Origin of the sequence: Belliella alkalica (genome assembly GCF_022549785.1) — a bacterium.
Taxonomy (GTDB): Bacteria; Bacteroidota; Bacteroidia; order Cytophagales; family Cyclobacteriaceae; genus Belliella; species Belliella alkalica.
Map to the genome: position 1 here is coordinate 210,189 of NZ_JAKZGO010000006.1, position 17,460 is coordinate 227,648.

Here is a 17,460-nt window from a genome sequence, read left to right on the forward strand (position 1 = left end):
TAATTCAATTATGAAATCTTATAGGTACTGATTAAAGGTATAAATTAATCTAGTACCATTTTTTCAATCTAAGCAATGCTTCTATGTAATAGTAATCAGCATAAGTCAGCGGCACATCCACTTCTGAGTTTGCTTTGAAATGCCCAACTGAATGCTTCAACAAGAATCCTCCAATTTCATTTTCCTTTGCTCTATATGGATCAGAAGAAAGGTTTTTTAGGATAATCTTAGCCTTATCGACATAGTCATCGGCTTGTTCTGAAGAAACATACTTTGCCAATTCCAATAGGGCTGAAGCATTGATAGCAGCAGCAGAAACATCTCTTTTCTCCTGTGCTTGCTCTGTGATATCAAAATCCCAAAAGGGGATCAAGTCTTCAGGAAGATTTGGATGGGAAAAAATAAACTCCGCAATTGCCTTTGCCTGATAAAGGTAAGCTTCATCTTTGGTGAGTCTATACATCGTAGTATATCCATACAATGCCCACGACTGCCCTCTAGCCCAGGCGGATTCATCATGCAAACCTTGTGCTGTCTCTCTAGCCAAAACCTCTCCATTGGCGGGGTCATAGTCAATGACATGATAAGAACTATAATCGTCTCTGAAATGATTCTTTATAGTTTGGTTGGAATGCTTGATAGCGATGTCCTTGTATTTAGGATCACCACTTTGCTCACTTGCCCAAAACAAAAATTCCAAATTCATCATGTTGTCTATGATTACAGGGAATTGCCACTTGCCATGATCCCAAGACCTGATTACTTGAGCATCTTCATTGTACCTGCTCGCCAGAGACTCTGCCCCTGTGAGCATTATGTTTTTGTAGTCATCGTTGGGATTTAGTCTATCGGCATTTCCGAAGCTACAATAGAGCATAAATCCCAAATCGTGCGTGCCTTTGTTGTGCTGTTCTTTTGCTAGAATCTCAAGTTTTTCGACTCCAAGATCAAGGACTTTTTGGTCCCCTGTGAGTTCATAAATGTAAAATAATGTCCCAGGGAAAAACCCTGAAGTCCACCAAGAAGTCGAGGACGATTCCAATTTAGCTTCTTGAGGATAATAGGTTTTCGGCATGCGATCCTTTGGGGTTTGGGAATACAAATACTTGTATTGTTCAGCTGCAGCTTTAGCCTCGCTTTCGATTAACTTTTCCCATTCATCATCATCGCCCTCTTTATTGGTACAGGCAAACCCTCCTAACATTGTTAAGAAAAGGTATAGAAATATTATTTTTTTCATCTGTAAATCAGTTTAAAATTTCAATTTTAGGTTTGTTTTTGAGTCTTTCCGAAAACTCCAAAAGGGACTTTTCCCATTCTGATCTGGTGGTAATCTCACCAGCTTGATCCCATGCAAACCCAGCAAAATAGGATACAAGATTTTTATTTTTCCTAATATTCACCAAAAGTTGACTTTGATCTATATGCTCAGATACATGCTCCAGAAAACCTTCTATAGGACTAGTCACAACAATAGCGGTACCGATTTCTGTCCCAGACATGGGCTCCCATTGCGCAAAATAACCTTGCTCGGGATTGACAAAAACTTCTCCTTTCTTTTCATGCAAAGTAATACCAGCAGTAAGATACGGAAGCTCTTTTCCATTCATCTCCTCAAACTCAATTTCATATTTGGAGAAATGACTTCCTAGATCAATGCTGATTGTCTTTGTCTCTTTGATTTTCAAGTCATTTGCTTCATAAGGTGCATAGTGAAGTCTGAAAACCGTTCTCAATGGACCATTTTCCAAGATTTCATAATCGGTAAAATTCACTGCTGCAAAGAGCGTGTCTCCAGCCCAAAACCCAGAACTCCCTACTCCTCTACTGCTTCCTACATGGTAAAAATCAGCTCCCTCTCCATCATCTTTATGGTAAGTCCCTGGTGTATTCAATTCTTTGTCATACCATTTGTCTATGATCGGGTAGTCCACTTTTTTGTGCCATGCATCTATTCCGGACGATAAAGTCCCACCACTTTTTCCTTCCAAAACCAAATCCCTGGCATTGGGTCCATAAGTTCGGAATGCAACCTTGTCGTTTTCCCAGGCAAAGTCATCTGTCCTCTCTGGTACAAATCTGGCAAATGTGCTGATTTTCTGTTCGCTTTGAGGATCTGAACTTGGCATGATCGAGATGGATTTTACTTCTCCAGCCTCAAGGCTCACCCCAAGCAACAATTCGTCATCCATCCATTGATAAGTAATAACCAAATCACTATCTTTTTCAACAACACTTAAGTTCCCTTCAAAATACCTATCAAACAACTCTGGCAGATCTTCCTTAGAAACACTTATAATTGCCAAAGGATGTTTTACGGAACTAGTTACTTTGATTTTATATTCATCTGTGGAGTTCTTACATGAAGCCAAAGCAATGATGAAAATAAAGCAACAAAGAATTGATAAAAGGTTTTTCATGGTTAAGTTTTTTTTGCTCAAGATACCACTCTCAGAAGTCCATCACAATTTTTTTTCCACGAGTGATTTGGTTGTGTTAATACATTTACAAAAAAGTCTCAAGGAGCTGTGGCATCAAGCCTCACTCCCTGAGATTTCCAAATACTTACTTGATCGAAATCACCAATTTGGATTCTGTTGAAGACTTGGATTCAAGCCTAATTCATTGATTGGGAGTGGCCATAAGTAATCTCGAGTTGGATCGAAGCTCCTATTTTGTGCTCTTTGTACTACGATAAAATTATCTTCATTGACATCGGGAGTAACAGCTGTACCAAACTCTTCTTCAAAATAGAAGTTACCCAAAACAGGTTTTGGAAGTTCAATCTCGGCAGTTTTCCATCTGATCAAATCCCAATATCTGAATCCTTCCAAAGCGAGCTCCACTCTTCGCTCTCTCCTGATTTCCTCTTTCATATCAAGTCCATTTTGCGAAGCGAAAGCATTGGAAAGATGGGATATCCCAGCTCTAGTTCTCAACCTATTGATAGTTTCATCTAACTCTTGGTCAGAAATGCTTCCATTGAGTTCATATGTTGCTTCAGCAAAATTCAATAAGACTTCAGCATATCGAATGATAGAATAATCAATGAATGAACGGGAATTCTGCCAATCAGTAGGATTTGCATATCGTCTATTAGCATATCCAGTTCTTTGAAATGATAGATTAGGGACATTGAAAATAGGCATGGTACCAATATATGGATCTCCTTGTTTGAACAATGTCGCGCTCAATCTTGGATCTCTATTTTCAAAATCATCTAAGATCTTAGTAGGTGTCTGATACAATGGAGATTTATCGATAGGCAATCCATCTACCATCAGGTAAGAATCCACCAAGGCTTTGGTTGGATTTGCCGCTCCAGTTTCCAAAGTTCGCTGTGCATTGTGAATCAAAACTGCATCAGACAAGGAAATACCATATTGCCTTACAAGGATATTTTCTCTGTTTGATCTTCCTTCTCCTTCATATTGAAACAGTTCAAAATAAGATGGAAACAAATCATGCTGTCCAGATTCAATACATGCTTTGGCTGCATTTACGGCCATTGTCAAATGTTTATTTGCATCTCCTTTTTGGTGGTATTTTGCAAAAGTACCTTCAAATAGTGCCACCCTAGATTTAAATGCCATTGCAGTAGTATTAGAAACCCTTCCATACCCAGTCTCTCCTAATTGTGCAGGTGTTCTCAAATTTTGAATTGCAAAATCCAAATCAGAGTAAATAGTTTCCACAATAGATTCACGTGGATCAGCTGGAGCAAACAGTTTTTCGTCATTTTCGGTCAAGGTTTCTAAAATCAATGGTACATTTCCATAACGTTGCACCAAGCCAAAATAAGCCCATGCTCTAAAGAATCTAGCTTCAGCAAGATACCAATTCAAATTTTCCTCTAAAACACCAAACTCCAAGACGCGAGGCCCTTTCTGAAGAATATTGTTTGCTGCTCTGATTAAATTATATGGGGTATTATAGCTTCCGTCAGTAGATGGTGGAAGCCTTGTTCCATCACTGATGGGGTGAGGACCTATTCCAAATGCATCATCAGACCACACGTCAGTGGTTACTGGCAAATTTGGCAAAAAAGTGTACATGTAGTTGGCAGCCATTCTGATATCATTTTCACTTCTCCAAAATGTGGGATCTGTAATTTGTGTTTCAGGGAGTCTTTCTACATCACAGGATATGACTCCTAAGGTCAACATACAAGCAATGGGTAATATATATTTGATTTTCATGATTTCAGTTAATTTAGGATTTGAATTAGAATGTCAGATTGATGCCACCAGCGAATGTTCCAAAAAATGGATAATCAGCTCTTACATTATTGGTGTTTTCTGGATCAAAAACGCCGTTGAACACACCCATATTTGTCTTTGTCCATAGATCTTGACCTGTTACAAAAATTCTGGCTCGGGATATTTTTGCTTTTTGAAGCAAAGAAGGAGAGAAGGAATATCCAATTTGAATATTTTTCAACCTGATATAACTTCCATCTAGCACCCATCTGTCTGAAGGAAGGTAATTATGAAAACCATTCAAAAAAGGTCTAGGAAATGCAGCGTCTGGGTTTTCTGGAGTCCAGTAATCCCTATGGTGCTCCATTGGCATAAACCATCCTTGCATCAATGGAGCAATCATATCTCTCGTTGGTAAAAAACTTCTTCTTCCTACGCCTTGAAAGAAAATACTAAAGTCAAAATTCTTATAGTTTGCAGAAGCATTTAATCCAAAAAGCAATCTTTGCTGAGTAGATCCCAACAAGGTCATATCTCCTGGATCATCCGTTGTGCCTCTACCTGGAGTAATTCTATTGTCCCCATCTTGGTTGATATACCTAATATCGCCTACACCTGCATTATTGTCTTGAAACGGAGAGTTTTGCACTTCCTCGATAGAAGAAAAATACCCAGGAGCTGTCTGATAACCCCATATTGTACCTAAAGGATAACCTTCCACTATATTGTTCAGACCCAAATTGACTACATTTCTTCCGGAAAATTCAACAAGACGATTGTTGTTGTCTGAAAGATTGAAACCAACATTGTAGCTAAAATCATCCCCAATTTTATTTCTGTACTGCATCTCTAATTCCCAACCCCATGATTTCAAAACACCATTATTGATTCTTGGAGTACCTACTCCAAATGTACCAGGCAATTGTAATGGAGTCAGCATGTCTCTATTATGCTTGATATAATAGTCAAAACTTATCTGGAGCTTATTTTCAAGAAAACCCATGTCTGTTCCGTAATTGAAAGTCTCTATGGTTTCCCATGACAAAGTGGAAGATGGCACTCTATTTTCCCAAAAATAAGTCGTACGCTGCTCAGAACCTCCCATGACCAAAGAAGAGCCTCTTGCTAACAAACTAAGGTAATCATATGACCCAATGATATCCGGGGCCAAAGCTGACCCAAGTCTTCCCCATGATGCCCTTAACTTTAATTCTGATATGAAATTTAAATTATCCTGCATGAAACCCTCTCTGTGGATATTCCAGCCTGCAGATGCTGAGGGGAATACTTTGAATCTTAATCCAGGAGCTAATCTTGAATTTTCGTCACCCCTGACAGTTGCCTCAACTAAGTATTTTCCATCATAACTATAATTCAGTCTCCCAAAAACAGACTGATTCGCTGTAGTATTGATATTTTCGTTTGTTATTCTTGAGTTCTCATCTCCCAGATTGATAGAAGGAAGATCATTACTGATCAAGGCTCTGGCTTGTGAAAAAAGTGAAGTAAACCTATAGTCTTCATACTGATACCCTCCCAATACGTGAAATTTATGTTTTTCACTAATTTCCAAGTCATAGTCAGCCAACATTTGAAAACTTGTATTCAGTATGCGTTGTTTTGTAAGTTCGTAAACATTGGGGTTATTAAGTATAAAAGCTGGGTTTTCACCACCTCTGTCCCATAGATTCACCGTTCGCGCAAATCGATCCCTGTCCAGTGTTCTATATTGACGCCCATAGATAGCACGAATCTGAAGACCTTTGACAAAATCTTTCGCAGTAGCAGTAAATACTCCATCAAAATCATTTCTGGAAGTATTGTCATATCCACCTTCTGACAAAGTCGCATAAGAATTGTTCCCAGAAGTTCCAGCTCCTCCAAACAACCTTCCATCAGGCATGAAAATAGGGAATCTAACTCTTGCTTGATATACTTGCTGGAGCAATCCATATCCACTTGCTCCTACCGAAGGTGCTTCAGTATTGTGTTGCGTATATGCAATTCTAGAGTCCAATCTAATATGCTTAGTTAGCGCTGTACCTAGATTAATCCTTGCATTGTATCTATTGAAGTTATCGGGACCAACCTTGAAAACACCTGCTTTTTCATAATACCCCATTGATACCAAGAAATTGGTCTTTTCATTTCCACCTCTGGCGCTGAAATTATGCGTTTGCATAGGTGAATTGTCCCTCAATACTTGATCTCTAATACTTTGCTGATTGAATGTTATCCATCTATTTGGATTGTTTGGGTCAGGTACAAACTCCACTCCATCTCTAATAAATTGTAGTGCCTCGTCGTTGAATTCAGGTGCTAGCCCACGATTTGCTCTAGCCAAATTTGAATACTCTGCTTCCTCTAACAATGACAATCTTCCTGGAACATTAAGTGCCCATTCAGTACCTATCTGATTGGAATATTCAAAAACAGTTTTTCCAGATTTACCTGCTTTTGTTGTGACCAATATCACTCCACCTGCCGCTTGAGCACCATAAATAGCAGCAGCAGCAGCATCTTTTAAGACTGTTACCGACTCAATGTCGTTAGGATTCAAGGTTTGCATCGTAAACAACGGAGCGGGCACTCCATCTACCATCAACAATGGATTTACATTTCCATTGGCAGAAGTAGCTCCCCTGACTTGAATATTTATCCCTTCGGCACCTGGTTGGCCCGTATTTCTAGTCACATTGAGACCAGGAGTTGTCCCTTGTAGTGCAGTTGCTAGGTTGGGAACTGGTCTATTTTCGATCATTTCTTTACTTACTGTTGAAACAGCACCCGTAAGGTTAGCTTTCTGTTGAGTTCCGTAACCCACTACAATCACTTCTCCCAGTTCAGAAATATCTTCGGTCAACTCTACATCCAGCATTGTTTGGTTACCTATGTTGATTTCTCGTTTAGAATAACCGATAAATGTAAATTCAACTATTGGATTACTTGTAGTAAGAGAAATTGTAAAGCTCCCGTCAATTTCAGTTATTGTGCCATTGGAGGTTCCTTTTTCTATCACATTTACCCCAGGGATGCCCTCCTTAGTGTTACTGTCGATTACTATCCCGCTTACTGTTTTATTGGTTTGCGCGTGTAGTTGATTTTGGACATTGATACTCAGCAATAAGCAGAGCATAAATGGACCAATAATTTTAAAGTAATGTGTCTTCATGTTCTTTTAGGTTTATTAATTATTGTTTTGGTTATTTTCTATTTCCTTTAATCTGTGAAGTGCTTCCAAAAAATAATAGTCAGCATAATTAAGAGGCACATCTATTTCTTCGTTGTGCGGGATACTTCCTGTACTATGTTTGATCAAAAAATGGTGATTTTCTCCGATCTCTGCCAAATACCTCTCTGAACAGAGGTTTGAAATGATCTGCTTTGCTTTTTTCAGATATCCGTTTGGAGAATGCTTGTCCAATTGAATCAAGGCTGAAGCAACAATAGCAGCAGCTGAAGCATCTTTTGGGACTTCTGCAGTTGGAGTCAAACTCATATCCCAATGCGGTATCATATCAGATGGCAAATGGCTATGATTCAAATAATACTCAGCAATATTTTCCGCCAAATCCAAATAAACTTCTTCTCCAGTGAATTCATAAACACTAACAAAACCGTACAAACCCCAAGCCTGACCGCGCGCCCAACTTGATTCATCAGAATATCCCTGCGCTGTCTGGTACCCAAGAGGCTCTCCTGTATTAGTATCAAAATCCACTACATGAAAAGAGCTAAAATCATTTCTGAAAAAATGTTTCATTGTAGTATTGGCATGCGCTATTGCTACTTTCTTATACTTTTCGTCTCCAGTCCATTCAGAGAGCCTAAATAGAAGTTCGAGATTCATCATGTTGTCAATGATGACTGGAAAAGTCCAGCCTCTTTGGCTTTGCCATCCTCTATCCACATCCCAAGATTGGATCGCTCCCACGATAGGGTTGAATCTTTCTATCAATACATCGCCAGCTTCAATAAGTACATCCAAAAACTTCTCGTCACCAGTAAGTCTATATCCGTGTCCATAAGAATTGTTAAAAACAAACCCTAAGTCATGAGATCCTCTAAAGTGTTTCATTTCTTTGTGCAAGCTTTGGAAATATCTTGCTTCTTTGGCCCAAACCTCGTCTTGGGTCATTTCAAAGATATACCACAAGCTGCCAGGGAAAAACCCTGCTGTCCAATCAAAATCATTATTTGCGCTTTTAATTTCACCATTTTTTACCGTCCTAGGAATAGAACTATTTTCCTTTCCCCATTTGACTAAGCCCCCATATTGTAGTGGAATAAATTCTTCTATAGTTTGCTTGCCCTCGATTTCACTGCTACTTAATTTTTCACATGAAATGAAAATCAGAAAGAAAAGAAAATAAAAATTGAAAGAGACTACTTTGTGTATAATTTTCATAGCGATACTTTTTTATATCACTGCAAATTAGCGCCCCCAAATCAAATTCGATGTACACTATTCTTCATAAAAATTCCAATATAATACAAGGAAAAAATAAAGGACTAAAAACCTTCAAAAACCATTTAGAAGATGATTCTCTTTAAAAAATATGTACAAAATTGGCATTTATTTGTACGATTTCGGATCTCTATTTAATGCCTGATGTTAACTTTGCAAAAGAAGACATATAAACGAGAAATGAAACTACTTGAAAAACCCCACTTCCCTAAAATTTAAAAAAAACATTTCTTTTTAATTAAAATTAGGCTTTATTTAATTACGAAAAAATCTTCATTTCATTTGTGAAAACAACATTGTATTCATAAAATGAAATTTGATTTTTATAGCCCTTTAGGTAAATGCTAATATCAAAAACAAAAACTGAATGTGCTAAGTAATAAAGACATGAGCTCCAAACTGAAAAAGTATTTTAAGATCGTTCTTGTTTTATGGATTTTGTACCCACAAACTTCACTTTTCTCAAATGCGCAGAATTTACCATTGACTTTCTACCAAATAGGTGTTGAGGAAGGCATGAGCTCAAGCAATACCCTTTGCTTGCATGAAGATCATCTAAATAGGATTTGGGTTGGGACAATGGATGGGCTTAACCTGTATGATGGTCAGAGAGTCAAGATTTTTCAACCTTCTGAGACATCCCAAAACTCCCTTCTCGGCCATCATGTAAAAAAAATAATACAAAAAGGAAATGCATTGTGGATTCTGACTAACGCAGGTGTTTCTTCCCTTGATTTGGAAACACTGAAATTCAAGCAATACCCCATAGTGGAGGCCATATCTATCACAAATTATAATGACAAAATTCTCTTAGCCACAATTTCTGGACTTAGGATTATTGATGAAGAAAAAGATATTTTAAGTGTTTGCAACATTTTTGGAAATGAAATCCTCCAATTTTCTTCATTTTTTGAATCTGATAAATATCTCTATGCTACTACATCAAGTCAATGGCTATATGTATTAAGTAAATCTACAGAAGAAATCAGGAAAAGTTACATCCCAGAAATCGGAAATGTCAACCAGATTTCAGTTCATAATGGTAATATTTGGGTAGCAAGTTATGACAATGGTGTATTGGAAATAAGCCCTGATTTTGAAATAAAAAACCATTTTCATACTGATGCAAAAGGAGTATTAAAAATCATTCATAACAGTGTCCGAACTGTAAAAACAGATTCGAATGGCAAAGTATGGATAGGAACTTTCCTTGGTCTTCATGTATATAACCCTATCAATCAGACGAATTATTTGTACAGTGCAGACCCTCTAACACCTGGCAGCCTTTCTCATCATTCCGTATGGGATATTATTGAAGACCATCAAAAATCAATTTGGTTGGCTACATATTATGGAGGGCTAAGCTATGTGCAACCTAACAAAGAGCTTTATCAGCGCTATTTCCATCAAGTACCATCCGACAACAAGCTGGGACATAATATTCTTGGTCAAATCCTTGAAGATGAAAAAAATAATTTATGGATTGCTACAGAAGGAGGCGGGTTAGATTATTTTGACAGAAAGAAAAACAAAATCATCAATCATGGCTACTTTGGCAGCAATGGTGATTTTGTAGGCAAAAACATAAAAGCCTTATTTCTTGACAAAAACAAGTTTCTCTATGTAGGCACACATGAAGGTGGGCTATTCAAAATTGACCTTCCGACTTTAAATGTAAAGAGCCTGGCAACTTCGTCCAAAACACAGTTCTCTGTTATCGATATTAAACCATATCAAAACAACCTTTTACTAGCCACTTCAGATGGTTTGAAAATTTATGATCCTGAAAGTAATCTTTTCGAAGATTTCTTTGCAGAATGGCCTAGCAATGTAAAAACCCCAAATGGCTGCAATGCAGTCTTGATTGACCATGAGAAAAAAATTTGGATCGGCACCAAAAGGGAAGGGATTTTCATCGCTGATCCAGTCAGCCGTAAGATAACAAGGCACGACAAATACAACTCCAGCCTTTACAGCAATGACATATTCAAATTCTATCAAGATAGCAACAATAGGATTTGGGTCGCAACCACTGGGGGTGGTTTGAGTCTTTATGATCCAAAACTAAAGAATTTCAAATCCTTTACCCAAGACAACTATGACCTCCCTAGTAATCTAATCTATGGAATACAAGAATCAAAATTTGATAACTTTTGGATTGCTACCAGTAAAGGTCTGGTGCGGTTTGACTTGGAAAAGGAACACTTTTACTCTTTTGATCATGATTCTGGCTTCCCATTACGGGAGATAAATCAGTCTTCTTTGTTACTCACATCAGATGGACACTTATTTGTCGGAGGAATGAGCGGATTGGTTTCATTCGAAGAGCAGGCTAGTATCAAACGACTCAAACTAGAAAAACCATATATCTCAGAACTTATCATCAATAACAAAAAGGTCTCTCCTTCCGAAGATGAAATCATACAATCAGATATTCCTTTTTTATCCAAAATAACCTTAGAGCCAAACCATACCTCTTTGACTTTAAACTTTGCCTCGGGAAATTACATCCAAACCCATAAGAGCAAGTTTCTTTACAAAATGCAAGGATTTGATAAGGAATGGATTGATCCACAAGGACAGTTTTCTGCATCATACACCAATTTATCACCAGGAGATTACACATTTTTGGTCAAGACTTATGATCCACAATATCAAGACAGCTTTATAGAAACATCACTTGCCATCAAAATCAACCCCCCATTTTATAAAACAAATTTTGCCTATTTTCTATATGCCATTTTGACCTTGGGCTTAATCATATCTATCAACTATATATACCTCTATAGAACTAGACTTATAGACCAATTGGAGCTTGAGAAAAAATCGAAAGATCAAATGGCACAAGCCAATAATCAAAAGTTGGAGTTTTTCACAAATGTCTCCCATGAGTTTATCACGCCGCTTTCGATTATCACAGGTACCTTGGAAGGTTTGATTGAGAATAACAAATTGCCAAAATCACTGTTCAACAGAATTCAGATTGCTTATAAAAGCTCCAATCGGCTCAAAAATCTCGCTAAAGAACTGCTTGACTTTAGAAAGCTTGAAAAAGGTCATTTAAAAATAAATGCTTTTGAATCGAATTTCAGCGAGTTTTTGGAAGAAATATTCAATTCATACGAGAACATTGCCACAGACAAAAAAATCAACTACACCTTAAATATGCCTAAAGGCAATATTTACCTAACATTTGATCCAGAACAGCTCGAAAAGGTGTTTTTCAATTTACTTTCAAATTCTTTCAAGCATATTCCTCAACAATCTGGAAGCATCGCCTTGAGTGTAATTGAATCAAAAAACCATATCGAAGTCAAAATTCAAGACAATGGCTCGGGCATTCCAGAAAGTGATGCGAAAAGGATTTTTGACAGGTTTTACCAAATAGAAAACCTTCACAAACAAACCAGTAAATTCGGAACAGGAATAGGCTTGGCTCTATCCAAAGGCATAATCGAGGCTCATAGCGGTGAAATCCTAGTGGAAAGTCAACCTGAAAAAGGAAGTCTCTTCATCGTGAAACTCTATAAGGGAAAGAGCCATTTTATGGCTTCCAACCTCTTGGCAGAGCACGAAACGAGTCCTCAAAAAAACAATGTGAAAATAAGTTCGGAATTCATAGCGAAACCTGAGTTACCAAAAAATGCTCCGAAAATATTATTGGTGGACGACAATGAAGATTTTAGAAATTATATTCAAAATTTCCTATATGACAGTTTCCACGTAATTCAAGCCAATGATGGTCAAGATGGACTTCAAAAAGCAATCCAAGATCAGCCTGATCTTATCATTAGCGATGTAGTCATGCCCGTGCTTTCGGGAACTCAGATGCTTGAAAAATTGAAAAGAAACATCAAAACTGCGCATATTCCAATAATCCTATTGACAGCCAAAATCGAAACGGAACTCAAAATCGAAGGGCTAGAAAATGGTGCAGATGATTACCTTTCAAAACCTGTAAATCCTGTGATTTTAAAAACCAAGGTGTATAACATCCTGAAAAACAGAAAGCTTTTTCAGGAAAGCTTCTCTGAGAAGAAAAAAATCAAAGTCAAACAAACATCTCATCCTAAGGAAGATGCTGAATTTCTAAGTGAAGCGAAAAATTTCATTGAGAAAAATATTGAAAAGGAAGATTTGAATGTTGTTACCTTGGCCAAGCATCTTGGTATAAGTAGGACAAAACTTTACTATAAAATCAAATCCTTGACACACAAAACACCAAATGAATATATCTTAGATATCAGACTACAAAAAGCTGCAAAAATGATTCTAAGACATCCAAACAAAAATCTAGCGGATATTGCTTTTCAGACTGGATTCAGTACAGCAAGATATTTCAGCCATTGCTTCAAAAACCACTATGGAGTCAATCCGTCACAATATGCCCAGGATAAACATTGACCAGTGATTTTTGTACCATGTTCTATGTACCAATTTCAAAGTGCGATGTAGGAAGAATCTTCCAAACCCAGAGATTACCTAACCTTCAAATCTTACAACATTCAAACAAAACCTTTTTTTTAAATTCCGGATTTTACAATTTTGGAATCTTTCAATTTTATAATCTTTAATTTAAAACACCTACTATCCCAAACCTTAAAACTTTTCAACATTCCCAACCTTGAAACCACAGAAGGAACTTTATTTCCCTTATATTTGTCAACCTAATTGGAAAACAATGGGGCTGACCGGTTTTGACAGTAGGTGTAAGGATCGGGCTCGCATGTCAGGTGGAGTATGTACGTCTGTGAATAATTCATACGAACCATAATTGGCGAATCTAATTACGCCATGGCTGCCTAATCTATCCCTCACGGGAAATAGATAACGCTTAAAGGGTTGAGCCTCGATAGAGATTCCCCGGCCACATCTCGCAACCTTTCGTCCTTTCGAGGTTGATTCTGAGGTGTCGAAATGTTAGGACTAGTGTCTGTGATACTACTAAGCAGATGCGAAAATCTAGTAGATAAGTGATATGTAGGTGTGTCATCCAGCAGCATATCATCGAAAACCCAACAGGTGACTAAACATGTAGACGGTACGGTGTTTCCCTATCTGGACGCGAGTTCGAATCTCGCCAGCTCCACAACCTAAACTCCCTGAATCCCCCGAAACTTTTTGAGCTTTCGGAGATTCAGGGAGTTTTTTTATTGACATTTTGGTAAATAAAAGATGATTTTCAATCAATTCTGATTAACCATCCACTAACCTGAGATAAGTCCAATAAAAGAATAATTTAAGGCCTTGAGCTTTTCCTTATAGGTTTGAAGATAAATATTTTTGGCTTCTTCATTTAAAAAACTCCTTTTCACCAATGACTGAACTTCTGGTTTTTCGGATGAAAACCCACTCAATATTTTTAAAACCCTCTGTTTCAAAACTCCGATTTTTATCCCAAATTCATAGAAATCATCATAGGCATAGAAAGCATTCGTTTCATAACTTTCTGTATAATAATCATTCTTAAACAGCCCACCTTTTAATGCAAGTTCCGGATCATTAACATGAAGCCTCGTATTGATAAGGTCATATGCGGGACTCAATTGGTAATCACCTACTTTTGTTTCCAAAATGCTGAAATTTTTTAAATGTGCATCTCCATTGGAGAATAGGAAATTGAACAACAACAATCTGTAGAAGTTTTCCAATGCTATTGGAGCTGAAGGCACATATTGTTTAATTAAGTCTGCAATTTCCTCATAAGAATAATTGTATTTAAATTCTCTGCCATCGGTTTCTTTGGTTTTTCCAGCCAAAGCTGCAAAGTCTTCCATTCCCAATTTTTCACCGCTTTTCAAAACATCAAACCTCTTGGTTAAATATGCAGGCTCCCCATTCTGAAAAAAGACAAGTGCATTTTCTGCTGTAGCTATCCCATAAATTTGCTTTGCTATCTGCATGGTCAAATGTTCGTTGGCAGGAACCTGATCTACCATTTTCAAATCCCGTGGTATTGGCTTGAGTATGTAAGTACCTTGCTTGCCTGGCACAGTCAATCGTATTTTTCCCTTTTCCCATAAAACCGATAACTTTTCCTGTACACCGGAAATTGAAATAAGAGTGCGATTCTTCATCAATTCTGCCATCTCATTTTCATCAGTTGGTTGATGGCTTTGGTAGGAAAGCAGATGGCTGGTTTTTTTCCCTTCAAACATTTGTTTTAAGCAAAGCGTGCTGTAGGTATCATACCCTGGCGCCAATGTACCGGGACAGAAATTTATTTTATTCATACCTCTTTATTTAAGGCTTCTACTGTGATTGAACCTATTGTTTCATGCCGGGCAGTATGCAACAAAAGTCCAAAATAATCAGATTCATCTATTTGAAACTGACGGGACTGAAGCTTTAAGTTTGCCCCTTCAGAAAGCATGTTAAAAAAGAATGGGAATAGATGATCTGCTTGATAATCCTTTTGTTTTTTTGGCAATGTGAGGCTCAATGCTGGTTTACCAGGGTTGGAAAACCATTCTTGATCATAGCTAAAAGTATACTCTTTTGCGCCAAATTGAGTTAAAATCCCCACCAATTCACCATTCCTAAGTACTCTAGCCTGTCTCATGGATTAATGATATTTTTTATGCCTATCGAAACTTCCATCCCAAGCACCTCGCCAATCTTGCTGAGAACCTTTACAGATGGATTTGCTTCCCCCCTCTCCAATTTATACAAAGTATTGATACTAATCCCTGCCATCTCTGCGAGATCAGGCTGTGTGATGTCAAGCATCTTCCGACGTTCCCTTATGTAATTCCCTATCTCCTGAATTGTCATTATAATGTGATTTTCAATAAAAATAGACAAAACTGAATTAAAAATCAATAAAAAATCACATTATAATATGAAAATCAATTCGGAATTAAAAATGTTCAATCCCATCTGGGCTTGTTGTTTCCTGTATCATCATTATTCCCCGGGTTGCGACCCGGGGCTCCGTCACGGCCAAGTATTCAAGGTTTAACCCGTCATCCGTCGGGACAGGTCCATCGGGGTTGATTACATTTTGTCTTGAATCTTGTGTCTTCTATCTCCTATCTAATCTCTAGCTTCTAGTCTCTCGCATCTCGTATCCATTTTCACTCCAAACTATACCATTCCACTTCCAGTGGCATTCTACGTCCTTGTGCTTCTGGAGCGAAATGGGTAGAAAGATAGTCAACAATGGCATCTTCATTCTCTCCCAATTCCCAAAACCCTTGTGTTTCCTGCATCCAACGAATCACTTGTATCCATCCTTCACGGGTAAATCTATTCTGGGTAACGAGCTTTGCAGAATGACAATTGGTACAATTAGCCAAAACCAATTGAAGCCCCTCTCCTTCCACCAAACCCACTTCTTCCAATTTCTCAGGTGTCCATTCATCTTGAAAGGCTTCACTAATCTGTTCTGAATTTCGAGATTTTTCTTTGGCTAGCCAGCCTTGTACCAAGTCAGGCTGGTATTGTAACAACAAGACAACTCCAATGGAAGAAAGCACCAAAAAAAGCAATAAAAAACCCAAAATTGACACAGATCGGATCATTCTCTTAACATCCTCTTCTTTCATTTCAGCTTACTTTTACGGCTATTCTGTGACAAGCATTGTTAAGGTAGCCTTTTGGATTCCATCCAGGAACTACCATAGGTTGACTATTTCCATTTTCATCAGTTGCCATTACCCAAATTTCATAATATCCTTTTTTTGGAAATTTGACATTTGTCTGAAAATGCTGCCAAGCAAACCTATTCACTGGCTTGTCAAGATTGCAAGATTGCCAAGTGGCACCAAAATCTATAGAATAGGCAACTTTGCTGACTTCCTCCTCACCTGCCCAAGCATGCCCTCTAATTTCAAGTGTTTTACCTAAAGAAAACTCGGCTCCAGATTTAGGATGGGTGATCAAAGATTTGACGGGCATGGATTCTATGATACGCATGTTTTCTGCAGCCGTCTGTGTACCGGGCTCAATGGGCTCTATTGGAACTCTGTAAGATGGTGATTCCATCTTTGATCCATCATGTACTTTATTCCTTACAGAAATAGCTTTTAGCCATTTTCCCGATGCAGAAGCTGGATAACCCCCTGCTACTAATCTCAAAGGATAACCATGAGCCATTGGAATTTCTTTACCATTCATCTGAAAAGCCAACAAAGTCTCGTCTTGCATGGCCTTTTTGATTGGAATTCCTCTCGAAATGGCTTCTTTTTTTGGATCACCACTAAGATGAGCATCTGCACCATGATATCCAATATAGACTGCATCCTTCTTGATACCCACATCTTCCAAGAGATCTTTCAACCTGATTCCGGTCCACAAAGCACAGGAAACCGCACCTTGCCCCCATTGATTTCCTTCTGTAGGTGGATAAAATTCACCTCTCCCATTACCACCACATTCCAAGGTGAGTTGGTAGGTGTAATTTTTGAATTTACTTTTCAATTCGGAAAGCGAATAGCTTTTTTCCTTTTGTACCGACTCCCCTTTTACTGTCAATGACCAAGTGGAGATATCAATTTTCTCAGGAATTGAACCATTATTTCTGACAAACATTTTGTCTGCAGGGGTAACTTTATCATCAAGCAAGTGAATGGGAGTCTCAATATTCCAAGGACGGTCATTGAGTACCTTCAGAGCAGAATCTTTACCCAATGCCTTTAGGCTATCTTGCTCCTGGAGGAAAACAGGTAAATAATCTTTGGGCAAATTCTTAGCGAATACAATTTCCGCTCCCAAAGCCGAAGCCAAAGATGCCAAAGTGATTTTTTTGATAAATGCTCTTCTTTGCTTTTTCACAAATGATTCAAATCCTAA

Annotated in this window: 11 protein-coding genes and 1 other RNA gene; 2 read left to right on the top strand and 10 right to left on the bottom strand. The window is 38.0% G+C overall.

Annotated features, from left to right (window positions below):
- Positions 1–49: 49 nt before the first annotated feature.
- The 5 genes from MM213_RS09560 to MM213_RS09580 all read right to left on the bottom strand — a co-directional run bounded on the left by MM213_RS09560 (position 50) and on the right by MM213_RS09580 (position 8,607).
- Positions 50–1,240, bottom strand: a complete 1,191-nt coding sequence (locus MM213_RS09560) for a glycoside hydrolase family 88 protein (RefSeq protein ID WP_241411715.1) — start codon at positions 1,238–1,240, stop codon at positions 50–52.
- A gap of 7 nt (positions 1,241–1,247) precedes the next feature.
- Positions 1,248–2,420 carry a BT3233 family polysaccharide utilization protein gene (locus MM213_RS09565; RefSeq protein WP_241411717.1) on the bottom strand — a complete coding sequence of 391 codons (1,173 nt, stop codon included), beginning with the start codon at positions 2,418–2,420 and terminating at the stop codon, positions 1,248–1,250.
- A 159-nt stretch (positions 2,421–2,579) separates the two neighbouring features.
- Positions 2,580–4,199 carry a RagB/SusD family nutrient uptake outer membrane protein gene (locus tag MM213_RS09570; RefSeq protein ID WP_241411719.1) on the bottom strand — a complete coding sequence of 540 codons (1,620 nt, stop codon included), beginning with the start codon at positions 4,197–4,199 and terminating at the stop codon, positions 2,580–2,582.
- A 25-nt stretch (positions 4,200–4,224) separates the two neighbouring features.
- Positions 4,225–7,371, bottom strand: a complete 3,147-nt coding sequence (locus MM213_RS09575; protein ID WP_241411721.1) for a SusC/RagA family TonB-linked outer membrane protein — start codon at positions 7,369–7,371, stop codon at positions 4,225–4,227.
- Between the two features lie 15 nt (positions 7,372–7,386).
- Positions 7,387–8,607, bottom strand: coding sequence for a glycoside hydrolase family 88 protein (locus MM213_RS09580; protein ID WP_241411723.1), 1,221 nt, complete (start codon positions 8,605–8,607; stop codon positions 7,387–7,389).
- A gap of 429 nt (positions 8,608–9,036) precedes the next feature.
- Between MM213_RS09580 and MM213_RS09585 the strand changes: the two genes are divergently transcribed.
- Together MM213_RS09585 and ssrA are read left to right on the top strand one after the other, a co-directional pair.
- On the top strand, positions 9,037–13,071 hold the full coding sequence (locus tag MM213_RS09585) for a hybrid sensor histidine kinase/response regulator transcription factor (RefSeq protein WP_241411725.1): 4,035 nt from the start codon (positions 9,037–9,039) through the stop codon (positions 13,069–13,071).
- Between the two features lie 279 nt (positions 13,072–13,350).
- Positions 13,351–13,759: a transfer-messenger RNA gene (ssrA, locus tag MM213_RS09590) on the top strand.
- A 115-nt stretch (positions 13,760–13,874) separates the two neighbouring features.
- Here the strand turns inward: ssrA and MM213_RS09595 are convergent.
- The 5 genes from MM213_RS09595 to MM213_RS09615 all read right to left on the bottom strand — a co-directional run bounded on the left by MM213_RS09595 (position 13,875) and on the right by MM213_RS09615 (position 17,442).
- Positions 13,875–14,900, bottom strand: a complete 1,026-nt coding sequence (locus MM213_RS09595; protein ID WP_241411727.1) for a type II toxin-antitoxin system HipA family toxin — start codon at positions 14,898–14,900, stop codon at positions 13,875–13,877.
- Positions 14,897–15,229, bottom strand: coding sequence for a HipA N-terminal domain-containing protein (locus tag MM213_RS09600; RefSeq protein WP_241411729.1), 333 nt, complete (start codon positions 15,227–15,229; stop codon positions 14,897–14,899). Before MM213_RS09600 ends, MM213_RS09595 begins: the two co-directional genes overlap by 4 nt.
- Positions 15,226–15,441, bottom strand: coding sequence for a helix-turn-helix domain-containing protein (locus tag MM213_RS09605; RefSeq protein ID WP_241411731.1), 216 nt, complete (start codon positions 15,439–15,441; stop codon positions 15,226–15,228). The genes MM213_RS09600 and MM213_RS09605 overlap by 4 nt, the downstream gene beginning before the upstream one ends.
- 302 nt (positions 15,442–15,743) lie before the next feature.
- Entirely contained in the window at positions 15,744–16,214 is a 471-nt protein-coding gene (locus MM213_RS09610) for a cytochrome C (RefSeq protein WP_241411733.1), read from the bottom strand.
- 1 nt (position 16,215) lies between these two features.
- Positions 16,216–17,442, bottom strand: a complete 1,227-nt coding sequence (locus MM213_RS09615; RefSeq protein ID WP_241411735.1) for a sulfite oxidase — start codon at positions 17,440–17,442, stop codon at positions 16,216–16,218.
- Between the last annotated feature and the right edge of the window lie 18 nt (positions 17,443–17,460).

What these genes read in the sequence shown, in the direction of transcription:
- MM213_RS09580 (WP_241411723.1), bottom strand. Translation starts at nt 8,607, where the DNA reads ATGAAAATTATACACAAAGTAGTCTCTTTCAATTTTTATTTTCTTTTC.
- MM213_RS09560 (WP_241411715.1), bottom strand. Translation starts at nt 1,240, where the DNA reads ATGAAAAAAATAATATTTCTATACCTTTTCTTAACAATGTTAGGAGGG.
- MM213_RS09605 (WP_241411731.1), bottom strand. Translation starts at nt 15,441, where the DNA reads ATGACAATTCAGGAGATAGGGAATTACATAAGGGAACGTCGGAAGATG.
- MM213_RS09565 (WP_241411717.1), bottom strand. Translation starts at nt 2,420, where the DNA reads ATGAAAAACCTTTTATCAATTCTTTGTTGCTTTATTTTCATCATTGCT.
- MM213_RS09610 (WP_241411733.1), bottom strand. Translation starts at nt 16,214, where the DNA reads ATGAAAGAAGAGGATGTTAAGAGAATGATCCGATCTGTGTCAATTTTG.
- MM213_RS09595 (WP_241411727.1), bottom strand. Translation starts at nt 14,900, where the DNA reads ATGAATAAAATAAATTTCTGTCCCGGTACATTGGCGCCAGGGTATGAT.
- MM213_RS09575 (WP_241411721.1), bottom strand. Translation starts at nt 7,371, where the DNA reads ATGAAGACACATTACTTTAAAATTATTGGTCCATTTATGCTCTGCTTA.
- MM213_RS09570 (WP_241411719.1), bottom strand. Translation starts at nt 4,199, where the DNA reads ATGAAAATCAAATATATATTACCCATTGCTTGTATGTTGACCTTAGGA.
- MM213_RS09600 (WP_241411729.1), bottom strand. Translation starts at nt 15,229, where the DNA reads ATGAGACAGGCTAGAGTACTTAGGAATGGTGAATTGGTGGGGATTTTA.